This is a genomic window from Klebsiella sp. NPDC088457 (assembly GCF_044900465.1).
Classification (GTDB): Bacteria; Pseudomonadota; Gammaproteobacteria; order Enterobacterales; family Enterobacteriaceae; genus Klebsiella.
On the sequence record NZ_JBJDNH010000055.1, the window covers coordinates 1 to 16,224 of the forward strand.

15 protein-coding genes and 1 pseudogene are annotated in these 16,224 nt (G+C 57.2%); 11 read left to right on the plus strand and 5 right to left on the minus strand.

Going from position 1 to position 16,224, the window contains the following annotated elements:
* Positions 1-78: pseudogene (locus ACI2JR_RS24610) on the plus strand (hypothetical protein); the annotation flags it as partial.
* Between the two features lie 9 nt (positions 79-87).
* Positions 88-1,038, plus strand: coding sequence for a divergent polysaccharide deacetylase family protein (locus ACI2JR_RS24615; RefSeq protein ID WP_165905702.1), 951 nt, complete (start codon positions 88-90; stop codon positions 1,036-1,038).
* On the opposite strand, the gene ACI2JR_RS24620 is transcribed toward ACI2JR_RS24615, so the two are convergent.
* The 3 genes from ACI2JR_RS24620 to kbl all read right to left on the minus strand — a co-directional run bounded on the left by ACI2JR_RS24620 (position 1,035) and on the right by kbl (position 4,307).
* Positions 1,035-1,832: a glycosyltransferase family 2 protein gene (locus ACI2JR_RS24620; RefSeq protein ID WP_462479690.1), complete on the minus strand. Its 798-nt coding sequence runs from the start codon at positions 1,830-1,832 to the stop codon at positions 1,035-1,037. The two genes, ACI2JR_RS24615 and ACI2JR_RS24620, sit on opposite strands and share 4 nt — an antisense overlap.
* Before the next feature lie 246 nt (positions 1,833-2,078).
* Complete coding sequence (tdh, locus tag ACI2JR_RS24625) at positions 2,079-3,104, minus strand: L-threonine 3-dehydrogenase (protein WP_132729299.1); 1,026 nt, start codon at positions 3,102-3,104, stop codon at positions 2,079-2,081.
* A 9-nt stretch (positions 3,105-3,113) separates the two neighbouring features.
* Entirely contained in the window at positions 3,114-4,307 is a 1,194-nt protein-coding gene (kbl, locus tag ACI2JR_RS24630; RefSeq protein ID WP_462479691.1) for a glycine C-acetyltransferase, read from the minus strand.
* Between the two features lie 212 nt (positions 4,308-4,519).
* On the opposite strand from kbl, the gene rfaD reads away from it, so the two are divergent.
* The 5 genes from rfaD to ACI2JR_RS24655 all read left to right on the plus strand — a co-directional run bounded on the left by rfaD (position 4,520) and on the right by ACI2JR_RS24655 (position 9,671).
* Positions 4,520-5,500, plus strand: coding sequence for an ADP-glyceromanno-heptose 6-epimerase (gene rfaD, locus ACI2JR_RS24635; protein ID WP_132729297.1), 981 nt, complete (start codon positions 4,520-4,522; stop codon positions 5,498-5,500).
* A gap of 79 nt (positions 5,501-5,579) precedes the next feature.
* A complete protein-coding gene (rfaF, locus tag ACI2JR_RS24640; protein ID WP_462479692.1) occupies positions 5,580-6,638 on the plus strand; it encodes an ADP-heptose--LPS heptosyltransferase RfaF in 1,059 nt (352 codons plus the stop codon).
* 3 nt (positions 6,639-6,641) lie between these two features.
* Entirely contained in the window at positions 6,642-7,613 is a 972-nt protein-coding gene (gene rfaC / locus ACI2JR_RS24645; protein ID WP_462479693.1) for a lipopolysaccharide heptosyltransferase RfaC, read from the plus strand.
* The gene (locus ACI2JR_RS24650; RefSeq protein WP_132729294.1) at positions 7,613-8,521 is read left to right on the plus strand and encodes a sugar glycosyltransferase; all 909 of its coding nucleotides are present in this window, start codon (positions 7,613-7,615) and stop codon (positions 8,519-8,521) included. Before rfaC ends, ACI2JR_RS24650 begins: the two co-directional genes overlap by 1 nt.
* Complete coding sequence (locus tag ACI2JR_RS24655) at positions 8,499-9,671, plus strand: O-antigen ligase family protein (protein ID WP_462479694.1); 1,173 nt, start codon at positions 8,499-8,501, stop codon at positions 9,669-9,671. Before ACI2JR_RS24650 ends, ACI2JR_RS24655 begins: the two co-directional genes overlap by 23 nt.
* Before the next feature lie 27 nt (positions 9,672-9,698).
* On the opposite strand, the gene ACI2JR_RS24660 is transcribed toward ACI2JR_RS24655, so the two are convergent.
* Together ACI2JR_RS24660 and ACI2JR_RS24665 are read right to left on the minus strand one after the other, a co-directional pair.
* Positions 9,699-10,781 carry a glycosyltransferase family 9 protein gene (locus ACI2JR_RS24660; protein WP_165905700.1) on the minus strand — a complete coding sequence of 361 codons (1,083 nt, stop codon included), beginning with the start codon at positions 10,779-10,781 and terminating at the stop codon, positions 9,699-9,701.
* 20 nt (positions 10,782-10,801) lie between these two features.
* Positions 10,802-11,764, minus strand: a complete 963-nt coding sequence (locus ACI2JR_RS24665; RefSeq protein ID WP_132729293.1) for a polysaccharide deacetylase family protein — start codon at positions 11,762-11,764, stop codon at positions 10,802-10,804.
* A gap of 111 nt (positions 11,765-11,875) precedes the next feature.
* On the opposite strand from ACI2JR_RS24665, the gene rfaQ reads away from it, so the two are divergent.
* The 4 genes from rfaQ to ACI2JR_RS24685 are packed head-to-tail and all read left to right on the plus strand — an operon-like array spanning position 11,876 to position 16,193.
* Positions 11,876-12,952 carry a putative lipopolysaccharide heptosyltransferase III gene (gene rfaQ / locus ACI2JR_RS24670; protein ID WP_132729292.1) on the plus strand — a complete coding sequence of 359 codons (1,077 nt, stop codon included), beginning with the start codon at positions 11,876-11,878 and terminating at the stop codon, positions 12,950-12,952.
* The gene (locus tag ACI2JR_RS24675; RefSeq protein WP_132729291.1) at positions 12,949-14,076 is read left to right on the plus strand and encodes a glycosyltransferase family 4 protein; all 1,128 of its coding nucleotides are present in this window, start codon (positions 12,949-12,951) and stop codon (positions 14,074-14,076) included. The genes rfaQ and ACI2JR_RS24675 overlap by 4 nt, the downstream gene beginning before the upstream one ends.
* Before the next feature lie 2 nt (positions 14,077-14,078).
* Entirely contained in the window at positions 14,079-15,173 is a 1,095-nt protein-coding gene (locus ACI2JR_RS24680) for a glycosyltransferase (protein ID WP_462479695.1), read from the plus strand.
* A 30-nt stretch (positions 15,174-15,203) separates the two neighbouring features.
* On the plus strand, positions 15,204-16,193 hold the full coding sequence (locus ACI2JR_RS24685) for a glycosyltransferase (RefSeq protein ID WP_462479696.1): 990 nt from the start codon (positions 15,204-15,206) through the stop codon (positions 16,191-16,193).
* The last annotated feature ends 31 nt before the right edge of the window (positions 16,194-16,224 follow it).

Below are 16,224 nucleotides of genomic sequence, written 5' to 3' on the forward strand. Positions count from 1 at the left end.
GGCGGTCAGGGCCGTCCGTCGCTCTATTTCGAAATTCGTCGCCAGGGTCAGGCGTTCTTTCCACAGCCGTTGTTGGGAAGTTTAGTTTTGCTTCAATTTCGCAGAATTGCACTCGCGGTAGCCGGTACGCTGGCTATGGCATCGCCGGCATTTGCCGGCAAACTCTCCATTGTTATTGACGACTTTGGCTATCGTCCACAGACGGAAAATCAGGTACTGGCGCTGCCAGCGACCCTCTCCGTCGCCGTATTACCCAACGCGCCGCACGCTCGTGAAATGGCGACCAGGGCGCACAATCTCGGCCACGAGGTGCTTATTCACCTGCCGATGGCGCCGCTCAGCAAACAGCCGCTGGAAAAAGACACCCTGCGTCCTGATATGAGCAGCGCTGAGATCGAACGCATCATTCGCGACGCTTATGGCAAAGTGCCGTACGCCGTTGGCCTGAACAACCATATGGGGAGCGCGATGACCTCCAGCCTGTTCGGGATGCAAAAGGTGATGCAGGCGCTGGAGCGCTACAACCTCTATTTCCTCGATAGCGTCACCATCGGCAATACTCAGGCGATGCGCGCCGCGCAGGGCACCGGGGTGAAGGTGATCAAGCGTAAGGTGTTCCTCGACGATACCCAGAATGAGGCCGATATCCGCGTCCAGTTTAACCGGGCTATCGCGCTGGCGCGCCGTAACGGCTCCGCCATTGCCATCGGTCATCCGCACCCCACCACGGTGCGCGTCCTGCAGCAAATGGTCTATAACCTGCCGCCGGATATCACCCTCGTGCGTCCGAGCAACCTGCTGAACGAGCCGCAGGTCGATACCTCAAGGCCAGACAGCGGGCTGCCGCCGTCGAAAGCCGTACCGCCAACGCAGCCGCGTAACCCGTTCCGCGGCGTGAAATTCTGTAAACCGAAGCATCCGCCGGAGCCGGTTTACGCCAGCCGCTTCTTTAGCATCCTGAGCGAAAGCATTAGCCAGAGCACGCTGGTGCAGTACTACCAGCTGAAATGGCAGGGCTGGGACAATCCGACGAACTAAACGGAGCGGGAATCCGGGTGTTTATCCGCCACGGGTTCCCGTTTATCCTGATCGGCATACCAGGCTTTAAAATACTTCAGAAAGCTGTACAAAGCCGCATAGAGCCCGGTAACAACCCCCACTTTTCCGTTTCGCCACGCCCCGCTGAACAGATACCACTTAAAAAACGCGCCAGTCGCGCTGACGATCCCGCGGCTTAGCGACGGCCTGACCTTCTGGTATTGAACCAGCCGGGTGGTATAGCTGTTGAGCTTATTAAACACTTCATGCAGCGAATAGAAGGTATCGTGCCGGACGCGGCCCGGCAGTTTGCTTGAGCGGGAGTGGCCGACCACCCGATCATCGACCGGACGGTCATTAAAAGCCGCCACCGTACGATTGAACAAGCGAACCGGGTAATCCGGCGAAGAGACGGGATAGATTGTTCTGACCGCCTCCCCCAGCACATACCAGTAGCGCGGCAGACGCCACGCACAGCCTGGATCGCTACCCTGCCCGGCCTTGAGCCGCAGAATGGCGGCGACGACTTCGCTATCGAGGATTTCATCGCTATCCATGCACAGCACCCAGTCGTGGCTGGCCAGCGCCGTGGCATAGTTCATCTGCGCCCCGTGGGTAGTATAGGGATGATGATGCACCGTTAACCCAAATTGCTGGCAGATATCCAGCGTCGCATCCGTACTCCCTGAGTCAACGACAATGCATTCATCCGCCACCTTGAGTAGCGGGGGCACAACCTCCCGCAGCAGACGCGCGGAATTACAGGTCAGTAAGCATACGGAGAGTTTAAACATAGTGTTTATAAGGTTAAACGGTGCGTAAACAAACTGTATAAACGAATAGGCAAAAAATCGATTTAGAAATAGTGCATTTGCGAGGAAGGATCGTAGAAATGTTATCCAAATCGAAATAAAAAAAGCGCCCGCAGGCGCTAAGACGTTCGCGCTGGCAAAACCGCTATCCATCTGCTAGCGCACCGGCAACGAAAGCCCGGGCTCGCGGCGTCAAACGCGCGATCCCGGCTGCCGTCTCCGTCGGGCTTAATCCCAGCTCAGAATCACTTTACCGGACTGACCGGAGCGCATCGCGTCAAAGCCCTGCTGGAACTCATCAATGCCGAAACGGTGGGTGATGATCGGCGACAGATCCAGACCAGACTGGATTAATGCCGCCATTTTGTACCAGGTTTCGAACATTTCACGGCCATAAATCCCTTTGATAAACAGCCCCTTGAAGATGACCTTGGTCCAGTCGATGGACATATCCGACGGTGGAATACCGAGCATGGCAATCCGGCCGCCGTGGTTCATGGTATCGAGCATGGTACGGAATGCCGGCGGCGCGCCCGACATTTCCAGGCCCACGTCGAACCCTTCGGTCATCCCCAGCTCCGCCATCACGTCGCTCAGGCTCTCCTGCGCGACATTGACCGCGCGGGTCACACCCAGCTTGCGCGCCAGCCCCAGGCGGTACTCGTTGACGTCGGTGATCACCACATTGCGCGCGCCAACATGCCTGGCGACCGCCGCGGCCATAATGCCGATCGGCCCGGCGCCGGAAACCAGCACATCCTCACCCACGAGGTCGAAGGAGAGCGCGGTATGGACAGCATTACCAAACGGGTCAAAAATCGATGCCAGATCGTCAGAAATATTGTCAGGGATTTTGAAGGCATTGAAAGCCGGGATCACCAGATATTCGGCAAAGCAGCCCGGGCGATTAACGCCCACGCCGATGGTATTGCGGCACAGGTGAGTCCGCCCGGCGCGGCAGTTACGACAGTGCCCGCAGGTAATATGCCCCTCGCCGGAAACGCGATCGCCAATTTTAAAGCCGCGCACTTCCTGGCCGATACCCACCACTTCACCCACGTATTCATGCCCTACTACCATCGGCACCGGGATGGTTTTTTGCGACCACTCATCCCAGTTATAGATGTGTACGTCGGTACCGCAAATCGCGGTCTTACGGATTTTAATCAGCAGGTCGTTATGGCCGACTTCCGGTTCCGGTACGTCGGTCATCCAGATGCCTTCTTCCGCTTTCAGTTTGGATAACGCTTTCATCTCACACCCTCAGGCAATCACGCCCAGTTGTTTTCCGATGCGGGTAAAGGCTGCCACCGCACGTTCAATTTGTTCAGGGGTATGCGCCGCCGACATCTGGGTGCGAATACGCGCCTGGCCTTTTGGTACCACCGGATAGAAGAACCCGGTGACATAAATCCCTTCTTTTTGCAGCTCTCGGGCAAAGTTCTGCGCGACCACCGCTTCACCCAGCATCACCGGGATAATCGCGTGATCGGCGCCGGCCAGCGTAAAGCCCGCCGCGGTCATTTTTTCGCGGAACAGACGCGCGTTGGACCACAGGCGATCGCGCAGCTCAGCGCCGGACGCCAGCATCTCCAGCACTTTGATAGAGGCGGAAACGATAGCCGGGGCCAGCGAGTTGGAGAACAGATACGGACGTGAGCGCTGACGCAGCCACTCAACCACTTCTTTACGCGCGGCGGTATAGCCGCCGGATGCGCCGCCCAGCGCCTTGCCCAGCGTGCCGGTGATAATATCCACCCGCTCCATCACATTGCAGTATTCGTGGGTGCCGCGACCGTTCTCACCGACAAAACCGACGGCGTGGGAGTCATCGACCATCACCAGCGCATCGTACCGGTCTGCCAGATCACAGACGCCGTTGAGGTTGGCAATCACGCCGTCCATCGAGAACACGCCGTCGGTCGCGATCAGCACATGACGGGCGCCCGCATCACGCGCCTCTTTCAGACGCGCTTCCAGCTCCTGCATATCGTTATTGGCATAACGGTAGCGTTTCGCTTTACACAGGCGCACGCCGTCGATGATCGAAGCGTGGTTAAGGGCATCGGAAATAATCGCGTCTTCCGGCCCCAACAGCGTTTCAAACAGGCCGCCGTTGGCATCGAAACAGGAGGAGTAAAGAATGGCATCTTCCATGCCGAGGAACTCAGCCAGCTTCTTCTCAAGCGCTTTATGGCTATCCTGGGTACCGCAGATGAAACGCACGGAAGCCATCCCGAAACCATGACTGTCCATCCCGGCTTTCGCCGCGGCGATCAGCTCCGGATGGTTAGCCAGCCCCAGATAATTATTGGCGCAGAAGTTAATCACGCTGCTGCCGCCGACGGTAATATCCGCCTGCTGCGCCGAGGTAATAATGCGTTCTTCTTTAAACAACCCCTCCGCGCGCGCGGTCTCCAGGTTATTGGCTAACTGTTCGTAAAAATCACCACGCATTGCAACTCTCCAGATTCGGCAAAATTTGGCACATATTACCCAAAGCTATACGCTGATACGAGATGATGCATGCCTGAATGAATTATTTGCAGCATAAATCACGCTCGCCACCCCCTTTTCGGTGAATGGCTGAAGCCTTTCTCATGTGGTGATATGATATGAGTATTCATGTCCGGATTGTCTCTGGACTCCATACTTCAAAGGTTACAGTTATGATCATCGTTACCGGCGGCGCAGGCTTTATCGGCAGCAACATCGTTAAGGCCCTGAATGACAAAGGCATTACCGACATTCTGGTGGTAGATAATCTGAAAGACGGTACCAAGTTTGCCAACCTGGTAGACCTGAATATCGCTGATTACATGGATAAAGAAGACTTCCTGATCCAGGTGATGGCCGGGGAAGAGTTCGGCGAAATTGAAGCGGTGTTCCACGAAGGCGCCTGCTCTTCCACCACGGAGTGGGACGGCAAGTACATGATGGATAACAACTATCAGTACTCAAAAGAGGTGCTGCACTACTGCCTGGAGCGTCAAATTCCGTTCCTCTACGCCTCTTCTGCGGCGACCTACGGCGGCCGTACCCGCGACTTTATCGAATCCCGCGAATATGAGCAGCCGCTGAACGTGTACGGTTACTCCAAATTCCTGTTTGACGAATACGTTCGCCAGATCCTGCCGGAAGCGGATTCGCAGATCGTCGGCTTCCGTTACTTCAACGTTTACGGGCCGCGTGAAGGCCACAAAGGCAGCATGGCGAGCGTGGCCTTCCACCTCAACACCCAGCTGAATAATGGCGAAAGTCCGAAACTGTTCGAAGGCAGCGACGGCTTCAAACGCGATTTCGTCTACGTGGGCGACGTGGCGGCGGTGAACCTGTGGTTCTGGGAAAACGGCGTATCCGGCATTTTCAACCTCGGCACCGGCCGCGCGGAATCCTTCCAGGCGGTAGCCGATGCCGCGCTGGCTTACCACCAGAAAGGCAGCATCGAATACATCCCGTTCCCGGATAAGCTGAAAGGTCGTTACCAGGCATTTACCCAGGCGGATCTGACCAATCTGCGCGCCGCAGGTTACGATAAACCGTTTAAGACCGTTGCCGAAGGCGTAACGGAATATATGGCCTGGCTGAACCGCGAAACTGACGCCGGGTCACAAAATCATTCAAGCGATATCAAGGCGGCAACTAAGTAAATCTCCGGGAGCTTACTGAAGTCAGCGACCGGGGTGAACGCAGGCAGCCAACGCAGAGACGGCTTGAAGGATGAAGTGAATGAAAATATTGGTGGTTGGCCCGTCATGGGTGGGCGACATGATGATGTCGCAAAGTCTCTATCGCACGCTCAAGGCGCGCTATCCCCAGGCTATCATCGACGTGATGGCGCCAGCATGGTGCCGTCCGCTGCTGTCGCGTATGCTGGAGGTTAACGAAGCGATCCCGATGCCGCTCGGCCACGGCGCGCTGGCCATCGGCGAACGGCGTAAGCTCGGTCACAGCCTGCGCGAGCGTCGTTATGACCGCGCGTATGTGCTGCCGAACTCGTTTAAATCGGCGCTGGTCCCCTTCTTTGCCAACATCCCGCACCGCACCGGCTGGCGGGGTGAAATGCGCTACGGACTGCTGAATGACGCGCGGGTGCTGGATAAAGAAGCCTGGCCGCTGATGGTCGAGCGCTACGTTGCGCTGGCCTACGATAATGGCGTCATGCGCAGCGCCAAAGACCTGCCGCAGCCGCTGCTGTGGCCGCAGCTGCAGGTCCACGAAGGTGAAAAATCTCAGGTCTGTAACGCCTTCAATCTTCCATCCGACCGGCCGATGATCGGCTTCTGCCCCGGCGCGGAGTTCGGCCCTGCCAAGCGTTGGCCGCACTACCACTACGCCGAGCTGGCAAAGCAGCTAATCGACGAAGGTTTTCAGGTGCTGCTGTTCGGTTCGACCAAGGACCATGAAGCCGGCAACGACATCCTTGCCGCGCTGAACACCCAGCAGCAGGCGTGGTGCCGTAACCTGGCCGGGGAAACCCAGCTTGAACAGGCGGTAGTGCTGATTGCCGCCTGTAAAGCAGTGGTCAGCAACGATTCCGGCCTGATGCACGTCGCCGCGGCGCTGAACCGCCCGCTGGTGGCGCTGTATGGCCCGAGCAGCCCCGACTTCACCCCACCGCTGTCGCACAAGGCGCGGGTTATCCGCCTGATTAGCGGCTACCACAAGGTGCGTAAGGGCGATGCCGCGGAAGGCTATCATCAGAGCCTGATCGACATCACGCCACAGCGCGTCCTCGAAGAGCTGAACGCGCTGCTGCTGGAAAAACCGCAGCATGAGGATGCGTAACGGATGCGGGTATTGATTGTAAAAACCTCGTCTATGGGCGACGTACTGCACACGCTGCCCGCGCTGACCGATGCCGCGCAGGCCCTTCCCGGCATTCGTTTTGACTGGGTGGTCGAGGAGGGGTTCGCCCAGATTCCCTCCTGGCATGACAGCGTCGATCGGGTGATTCCGGTGGCTATTCGCCGCTGGCGTAAAGCCTGGTTTTCCGCGCCGATCAAGGCCGAACGCCAGGCCTTTCGTCAGGCCGTCCAGGCGCTGCGCTATGATGCCATTATCGATGCGCAGGGGTTGGTCAAAAGCGCCGCTCTGGTCACCCGCCTGGCGCATGGCGTGAAACACGGCATGGACTGGCAAACCGCCCGCGAGCCGCTGGCCAGCCTGTTCTATAACCGCCGCCACCATATCGCTAAGCAGCAGCATGCCGTTGAGCGCACCCGGGAACTGTTCGCCAAAAGTCTGGGCTATGCCAGACCAGAGATTCAGGGTGACTACGCCATTGCCCGGCACTTTAGCCGTCAGCAAGCGGCCTCCGCCGCGCCATATCTGGTCTTTCTGCATGCCACGACCCGCGATGATAAGCACTGGCCGGAGAGCAACTGGCAGGCGCTTATCGCCCAGCTGGCCGAACGCGGTGTACGCATTAAGCTGCCGTGGGGGGCGCCGCATGAGGAAGCGCGCGCCAGACGGCTGGCGGAAGGCCACGACTTTGTCGAAGTGCTGCCGCGGATGAGCCTGGAGCAGGTCGCCCAGGTGCTGGCGGGCGCCAGAGGCGTGGTTGCCGTCGACACCGGCCTGAGCCATCTGACCGCCGCGCTCGATAAACCCAATTTTACGCTGTACGGCCCCACCGATCCGGGGTTGATTGGCGGCTATGGTCAAAATCAGTACGTCGTGCGCCCGGAAGCCGGCAACCGAACCGGGGATATTACCGCCGATCGCGTCGCGCAGCTGCTGCAATCTCAGGGGCTGGTTTAATGGGTTCACTGTTTAAGCAAATCTACCGCTATACGCGCCCGCGAGCCTTGCGCCACAACGAAAATCTCTGGCCTTATACCCAAATCACCCGCGCCGAAAGCGGTGAGATCCGCACGCTGCGGTACAAAGGTCAAAACGTTCCGCTGGTCAATCTGAGCGCGTTGAAAAACAGCGCCCATGGCGAGGTTTTGCTGACGGCGACCGGCCCTTCCACCCGCGGTATTGATTTTTCACGCCTGCCGGAGAGCGTGCCGGTGATGGGGGTGAACGGCGCCTGGTTTCTCTCGGAGAAGCTCAGGTTTTCGTTCTACACCATTGTCGATATGGAGTTTTACGACAAAAAACCTGACATTATCCGCGCGGTGATCGGTCAAGCCGATCTTGTGCTGTTTACCACCATGCACGGGATCGCCAAAATCTACGATCGCCATGCGGCCGATCTGCGCTGCCGCCTGGCGTTGATTGAGGACGGCTGCTATAAAATTTACCAGCCTAAAGTCGCCAGCAGCGTAATGCAGAAAACCTATCAGCATATCGCAGCGCTGCGCTTTCACCCTGAGCGCCAGGATATCTGCTTTAGCACCGATATCCGCCACGGCGTCTTTGATGCCGGAACCGTCGTCTACTGGTCCTTACAGATCCTCGCCTGGCTGGGGTTCGACACCATTCTGATCAGCGGTCTGGACATGAATAATTTCAACCAGCCGCGGTTCTACGAAACACAACAGAATAAACTGCCCTCCTACCTGGCAAACAAGGTGGATGACCTGGTGATGCCGTCCTTTTCGCACGCCGCTTGCGTGCTACAACAAAACCATATTCGGGTCATCAATTTCTCTCAGGAGAGCGCGGTGCCGGAATCGATTTTTGCAAAGGTTTCTTTCGATGCGTACTTTAAAAATAAGTAACTATGCCAGTCAGGGTTACGCCATTTTCTTTCCCTTATTTTTATTTTTCAGCGCTATTTTTTGCATCTCCACCCGGACGAACAACCTGCTCCACCTGTCGATTCTGCTGTTCCTGCTGTCGTTGCTGGGCAAAGACCGTCGCCAGGCGCTGGCGGAGAGCATCCGCCAGCAATGGCCGACCTATGCGCTGCTGGTGGTGTTCTTTGTGTACTATGCGCTCAGCAATCTCTGGGGCCATACGCCGCAGTATATTGACTCGCCGCTGACCCACGGTACCTATCTCATCTTCTATCTGTTGCTGCTCACCACTCTGCTGGGCGATCCCCGGACCCGGCATCTGGCGCTGCTTAGCGTGGTTGCCGGAGTCACCGTGCTGTCGGTCTGGACGCTGGCGATCGACCATACGCGGGTTCTGACCCTGCGCGAAGTCTCGCCGGGCAACCCTGGACCAACCAACGTCATCGACCTGGCGGGATACTGCGGCATCGCCATCTTAATTTGCTGCCTGCTGATGAAAGAAAAAGCCCGCCATTATCTCTATCTACCGATCGCTATCCTGCTGGTGATGATGGTCTTTACCCAGAGCCGCGGGCCGATTATCGCCCTGGCGCTGGCCTTCTGCTGCACGCTGCATCTCCAGGTGGTTACGCGGCGGAACTTATCGATCGTCGCCGCGCTGGCGGTGGTGCTCGGCCTGGTCTTCTTCCTGACGCCGGTGGGCGACCTGCTGTTAGCCCGCTTTGAAGAGATGGGTACCCAGAGCGGCCTGCGTATCAGCATCTGGCGCCATACGCTTGCGGAAATTGCGAACCAGCCCTGGCTGGGCCGGGGGTTCGACTATGGACTCGAATTTATTAACTACAGCGGCGAACATATCACCACCACCCACAGCGTCTACCTCGGTTCGCTGCTGAAAGGCGGCATTATCGGCCTGCTGCTGCTGCTGGCGGTCATTGCCAGCGGGTTATGGCGGGCATGGTGCAAACGCCAGGGCGACAGCCGATACGGCCTGGCTATTTTCATGTACGCATTGATTTTTATGGCGTCGCAGGGGATGTTTATCGTCAGCAATCCGCGAGAAACCTGGGTGCTGTTCTGGCTACCGCTCGGGATTGCGTTAAGCCATAACCTGCCGGCAAAACGACCGTAAAAGAGAAGGGCCCGTCCGGGCCCTTTTTTATTGCCGCAAGCGCGTGGCAACCAGGCTATCAGCCTGTTCTTTGATCACCGGCCATATCGCGTCAATCGATACATCCGCCACGTTCTCTTCCTCGCAGACAATCTGTCTGGCCTTGGCATAACCTGGGGCCCAGATGGTATAGCCCGGCAGGCCGGTATCCTTAAGCTTGCGTTTGTTATAGACCGCCACCATCGGCTTATCAAACACCCGGGCAATATGCACAATGGCGGTGTCAGCGGTAATCACCAGATCGCAGCAGCGGACAACTTCTACCGCCGAGTTGATATTACTGTCGGCCAGATACAGCGCCATATCCAGCTCAAGCTGACGGATTTTCTCACTGCGACCGACCATCACCACGCTCACTTTATAGGGCAACTGGCGGAGCCGTTCAATGAGCGCGGCGACCTGATGACGGCAGAAGTCCTTATCGGTTGATGCGGTAAATGGATTGATGGCGACGCGCAGCTGCGTATCACTTTCTGTCGCCAGTAACGTCTCCACTCTTTCGCGCTCACGAATATCACCGGGAATATGATAATGATAATGCTCGTCCATCACGCCAAAAAGCTTAACCACCTGTTTATAACGCGCGGAAATATGTCTTGTACTATCAAAAAAGGCGATTGAATGGTCATACAGCTTATATTTCTCTTTATTAAAACCAATAACGCAGGGTGCGCGTAAATCGGAGAGAAATTTAAACCGTTCATAGGTCTTCACATCATCAAAATCGATGACGGCATCAAAATTAAGTGCACGTAACGCATCGAGTGACATGCGCGGCTGATACAAATATATATTCTCAAGAAATATTGAGCCTGCTAATATTTGCATGCAGACAGGACCGGTGAGGACAGAAACTTTATAGCCGCGCTCGGCGAGAAGCTTTGCACAGCCTGTGGTCACCACCATGTCACCGACTTTATCATCCAGACGTAATAATAAAACGCGTTGCACCTGGGCCGGATCAAACGGCTGGCGCTCGGCTTTATTTCTATAACGAAAGTTAATTAAATTAAACTTAATGTCGCGGAAGAAAGCATTCTTCTTCCGCGTCAGTTGCTTAAGGATACGCATACGGTACCTTAGGAGGCCTTTTATTGCTGTGTGTGTTTCCGTTGGTAATATTCTGCCAACGTCATCCCTTTTACCTGCGGCGCCAGCCAGTTAAAAAATGCTTCCAGGTCGGCATATAACTGCTCGATATCCTGTGTATTTTTAAATGTCGGACTGCCGCCGGGCATATACTCAGAAGAGTGCAGCATATATTCGACGTAATCATTACCCTGAGTCAATGTTTGCTGTACCACTTTCTTCATGGTGTCGACATTGCCGCCCATCGGGCGCAGCCAGTGGACGGACGGCGAGCGTACTTTCCCCCGCAGCCGATCGTAGCCCTGCTTGACGCTATTCATCCATGCGGAGTGCTTATACTGAATGCTCATCGGCACTTCCAGCAGCGGAGAGCGGCCTTCGCGGCTGATATCGTTCTCGTCGAGGAAATAGGCGTGCTGCGGGAAGTGACGGTAGTCGGTGCCGCCGTCGCCCTGCGGGGCGCCTTTCGCCGTCTTCCAGTTGACCCGCGGAGTGACGGAACAATCCACCCGATAGCCGTGTTCCACCAGCAGACGCGCATAGCGCTCATCGAACGCCCAGCGTCCGGCGCGGTGGCTGACCATTTTCGTCTGGAAGGTATCTTCCAGCAGGTGGGTCATATACGCCACTTTTTCACGCATCGCCGCGTCGGTATATTCAATCAGGTAGGGCTTATACCGCCAGTCGTCAGCGGTCAGAGGGTCCGTCGGCGGGCTGTTCCAGGCGTGGAGGTGCATACCGATTTCCGCGGTACCCCGGGCAATCACATCGTTGGCGAATTCGATATAAAATGGATCAATCGCCATTTCATAGTTGGTCAGATAGACAGGTTTGAAACCATACTTTTCGCAAAGCTGCTGAAAACGCGGTAAATAGCGCGCATTCTCGGTGGTAATGCTGTCATGTTTTTGCCAGAGGTTATCGCCCTCTGTATCAATCGTGATGAGAAATGCGGGATTGTGCACGAAAACGTCCTCAGAGCCTACGTATCGGGTCATGGTAGAGCAATACAACGCTTCTCTCAATCTGTCTGATCCCCTAGAATCGGAAACCTGATATTGAATGAAGAACAGAGTATGACGCCTGAAACCCGCTCTCCCGGCCGTGTGACCCCGGCGCGAATCCTGGTCATTAAGCTGCGCCACCATGGCGATATGCTGTTGATCACGCCGCTCATTCACACCCTCAAACAGCACTATCCCGCCGCCAGCGTCGATGTTCTGCTTTATGAAGAAACCCGGGATATGCTCGCGGCAAACCCTGACATCAACCAGATTTACGCCATCGACCGGCGCTGGAAAAAGCAGGGCAAGAGGCATCAGCTCAGCATGGAGTTCAGGCTGATCCGCACGCTGCGTCAGCAGCGCTACGATCTGGTGCTCAATCTTGCCGACCAGTGGCCAAGCGCCATCATTACCCGTTTGACCGGCGCGGCGACGCGTATCGGTTTTGACTTCCCGAAACGCCGCCAGCCGGCCTGGCGTTTCTGTCACAGCGAGCTGGCGTCGACCCAGGCACATAAACAGCTGCATACGGTGCAGCAAAACCTCTCTATTCTGGCCCCGCTCGGCCTGGCTATCGATGATGCCCCGGCGCGGATGGGCTACAGCGAAGAGGACTGGGCCACCAGCCGCGCGCTGCTGCCGGAAGGGTTTGAAAACCACTATATCGTCATTCAACCCACCTCCCGCTGGTTCTTTAAATGCTGGCGGGAAGATCGCATGAGCGCGGTGATTAACGCGCTGTCTGACGCCGGTTATGCTATCGTGCTGACCTCCGGGCCGGATGCCAAAGAGAAGAACATGGTGGACGCCATTATCGCCGGCAGCCCAAACGCCCGGTTACACTCCCTGGCCGGGCGGTTGACCCTGCGCCAGCTGGCGGCGGTCATCGATCACGCCCGTCTGTTTATCGGCGTGGACTCCGTGCCGATGCATATGGCGGCGGCCCTTGGTACCCCGCTGGTGGCGCTGTTCGGGCCGTCGAAACTGACCTTCTGGCGCCCGTGGCAGGCAAAAGGCGAAGTCATCTGGGCCGGCGATTTTGGCCCGCTCCCCGACCCTGACGACATTGATACCGGGACGCAGGAGCGTTATCTCGATTTCATTCCCACCGACGCCGTCATCACGGCGGCGAAAAAGGTACTGGCATGAGCAAATTCAGGCTGGCCCTGGTGCGACAGAAATATCGCCCGGACGGCGGCGCGGAGCGTTTTGTCTCCCGCGCGCTGGAAGCCCTTGATAGCAGCAATCTTGAACTGAACGTCATTACGCGCGAATGGCAGGGGCCGGTGAAGCCCGACTGGAAGATCCATATCTGCAACCCACGGAAATGGGGGCGTATCAGCCGCGAGCGCGGTTTTGCCGCTGCCGCGCGTCAGCTGTGGCAAGGAGAACGCTTCGATCTGGTGCAAAGTCACGAACGTATTCCCGGTTGCGATCTGTATCGCGCCGGCGATGGCGTCCATCGCCGCTGGCTGGAGCAGCGCTCGCGTATTCTGCCGGGGTGGAAAAGCCGCCTGCTATTTGCTGACCGCTATCATCGCTACGTGATGCAGGCCGAGCGCGAGATGTATCAGGACGCCCACCTGCGTGGCGTCATCTGCAACGCAGAGATGATTAAGCAAGAGATCATGGAAGATTTCTCCCTTCCGGCGGAAAAAATCCACGTCATCTACAACGCTATCGACCACCGGCGTTTCCTGCCGCCGACGGCGGAGGCATTTGCCGCCTTACGCGCCCAATGGCACCTTCCGCTGCAGGCGACCTGTCTGGTATACGTGGGTTCCGGCTTTGAACGTAAGGGGCTGGATGCGGCGATTCGCGCCATCGCCCCCACCGATCGCTATCTGCTGGTGGTGGGCAAAGACAAAGACCAGAACCGCTATCAGTCGCTGGCGAAAACGCTGCACTGCGAAGAGCGGGTACGCTTCTTCGGAATGCAGTCGGAAACCCTGCCGTTTTACCAGATGGCCGATGGTCTGCTGCTGCCAACGCTGTACGATCCGTTCCCTAACGTCATTCTGGAAGCGATGGCCTGCGGCCTGCCGGTGATCACCACCACCGGCTGCGGCGGCGCCGAATTTATCGTGCAGGGCAGCAACGGTTTTGTCTGCGACGCCCTGGATATCCCGGCGCTACAGCAGGCGGTTGTCGCCCTCCCGGCCCGCGCGTTGGGCTCAGCTGAGGGGAGCCGCGCCCGGGAACGCATTATCGACTGCACCAGCGAACGGTTATCGGCGCAGTTGCTCTCTCTCTATCAGGATCTGGTGAAATAACGATGCGCATACTGTTTGTGATCGATGGCCTGCCCGGCGGCGGCGCGGAAAAAGTGGTTCTGACGCTGGCGGAGCGCTTCCTGCGCCAGGGCGAACGAGTATCGCTATTTTCACTGCGCGATGTGTGTGATTATCCGCTGCCGGAAGGACTGGATTATCAGATCATCAGCGACCGTTGCCGCAAACCGTGGCGCAAGCTCAGCGAACTGTCGCGCCGCGCCCGCCAGCTCGATGCCGCGATCGCCGAAGCCGAACGGCAGGGGGAGTTCGATCTGGTGCTGTCCAATTTGCATAAAACCGACCGGATTGTCGCCCGCAGCCGCAAGCTGATGAGCCGTAACGTCTGGTTCTGCCTGCACGGCGTTTTCTCCACGTCATACCTTGGCCATCGCACCGGCTTTGACCGCTGGCTGAAGCAGTACAAGATTAAGCGCGTCTATCAGGGGCGTAATGTCGTTACCGTCTCCGATGCGGTAGGTCAGGATCTACTCGAGCAGTTCGCCATTCGTCCGGCGCAGTTAAAAACCATTTATAACCCGTTCGACATTGCCGCTCTGCGCGCGGACGCCGATGCGCCGGGCGAGCAACCCGCTGGCGACTATATTATTCACGTCGGGCGCTTCCATCCGGGTAAACGCCATGACCGGCTGATTGAAGCCTATGCGCAAAGCGGCATCGACGCGCCGCTGGTGTTGCTGGGCCAGGGCAAACCGGAGCAGGAACAGCGTCTGCGTCAGCTGGCGCAGCAGCTGCAGGTTGGCGACCGGGTGCTGTTTAAAGGCTTTCAGAAAAACCCGCTGCCGTGGATTAAACACGCGCGGATGCTGGTGCTCAGCTCCGATAGCGAGGGTTTCGGCAATGTGGTGGTCGAAGCGCTGCTGCTGGATACGCCAGTCGCCAGCACCCGCTGTCCGGGCGGGGTGACGGAAATCCTCACCGGGGAATTAGCCCGCGGTCTGGCCGACCTCAACAGCCCGGCGCTGGCCCGGACGATGCAAAGCATCTACCATAACCCGCCTGCCATCGAGCAATCGGCGCTGGAAAAATTCAGCGTGGATACCATTTGTCAGCAGTACCGTCAGCTGCGTCGCGCCTGACGTCGCTATTTAACCAGGATCGAATGATTTATGAGTCAAACGCCTTTACTGAGCATCGTGGCCGCCGTCTATAACGGCGAAAAATTCCTTGCGCAATTCTTTGAATGCCTTGAGCAACAGCAGCTGGAAAGCTATGAACTGATCCTGGTGAACGACGGTTCGACGGACGGCAGCCTGGGCGTTATCGACGAATGGAAAGCGCGGCTGCAAAACGTCATCGTGCTGGAACAGGAAAACCAGGGCGTCTCGGTCGCACGCAATACCGGCCTCGCCGCCGCGACCGGCAAGTATCTGGCATTTCCGGATATCGACGATAAGCTTTATCCCGGCATGTACCGCACGCTACTGGAGATGGCCGAAAAGGGTCACCTCGATGTCGCCACCTGTAACGGCCGCTACGTTTACGAGACGCGCAAGGATATTCATCCGATACTCCCGCCGGACCGTCTGCCGTCCACCGGCGTCCTGCCGGGCTACGTCTGGTTAAAACAGGCGCTGGATTCACGCAAGTTCCTGCATGTGACCTGGCTGAACATCTATCGCCGTGAATTTATCATGCAGCACAATTTCCACTTTGAACCCGGGCTGCGTCATCAGGATATTCCCTGGACCACGGAAGCGCTGCTGGCGGCCGAACGCGTGCAGTACACCAGCGAACAGTTTTACGATTACTACATCCACTCGGAATCGGTGTCGCATAAACCGGACAATGACGACACGCTGATGCGTTCGGCACGTCACTATATGAAGATTCTGGAGATGCTGGACGCCATCAACGAACGTTATCCTGATAAGGTGCGCCAGATTTCCGCCTGCCGCTGGCAAATCGCCAAAGAGGGGCTGGGGATTATTCATACCTTCGATAGCATGAAAGATGAGTCAAAAAAGCATATTATCATTAAAGAGTTCTTCGACCGCGGCATCTGGCGCCTGATCTGGAAAAATGCGCGTACCTTCCGCTTGCGCTGGCGCCTTGGCCGGCGCTATCTGCGCATTAAGCGCTATCGTAACGCGGCCTGATGCTGAATCCCGTTGTTTCCGCCAAAGAGAT

Excerpts from the sequence above, each read along its gene's own strand:
- ACI2JR_RS24620 (WP_462479690.1), bottom strand. The coding sequence starts at position 1,832 with ATGTTTAAACTCTCCGTATGCTTACTGACCTGTAATTCCGCGCGTCTG.
- tdh (WP_132729299.1), bottom strand. The coding sequence starts at position 3,104 with ATGAAAGCGTTATCCAAACTGAAAGCGGAAGAAGGCATCTGGATGACC.
- kbl (WP_462479691.1), bottom strand. The coding sequence starts at position 4,307 with ATGCGTGGTGATTTTTACGAACAGTTAGCCAATAACCTGGAGACCGCG.
- rfaD (WP_132729297.1), top strand. The coding sequence starts at position 4,520 with ATGATCATCGTTACCGGCGGCGCAGGCTTTATCGGCAGCAACATCGTT.
- rfaF (WP_462479692.1), top strand. The coding sequence starts at position 5,580 with ATGAAAATATTGGTGGTTGGCCCGTCATGGGTGGGCGACATGATGATG.
- rfaC (WP_462479693.1), top strand. The coding sequence starts at position 6,642 with ATGCGGGTATTGATTGTAAAAACCTCGTCTATGGGCGACGTACTGCAC.
- ACI2JR_RS24650 (WP_132729294.1), top strand. The coding sequence starts at position 7,613 with ATGGGTTCACTGTTTAAGCAAATCTACCGCTATACGCGCCCGCGAGCC.
- ACI2JR_RS24655 (WP_462479694.1), top strand. The coding sequence starts at position 8,499 with ATGCGTACTTTAAAAATAAGTAACTATGCCAGTCAGGGTTACGCCATT.
- ACI2JR_RS24660 (WP_165905700.1), bottom strand. The coding sequence starts at position 10,781 with ATGCGTATCCTTAAGCAACTGACGCGGAAGAAGAATGCTTTCTTCCGC.
- rfaQ (WP_132729292.1), top strand. The coding sequence starts at position 11,876 with ATGACGCCTGAAACCCGCTCTCCCGGCCGTGTGACCCCGGCGCGAATC.
- ACI2JR_RS24675 (WP_132729291.1), top strand. The coding sequence starts at position 12,949 with ATGAGCAAATTCAGGCTGGCCCTGGTGCGACAGAAATATCGCCCGGAC.
- ACI2JR_RS24680 (WP_462479695.1), top strand. The coding sequence starts at position 14,079 with ATGCGCATACTGTTTGTGATCGATGGCCTGCCCGGCGGCGGCGCGGAA.
- ACI2JR_RS24685 (WP_462479696.1), top strand. The coding sequence starts at position 15,204 with ATGAGTCAAACGCCTTTACTGAGCATCGTGGCCGCCGTCTATAACGGC.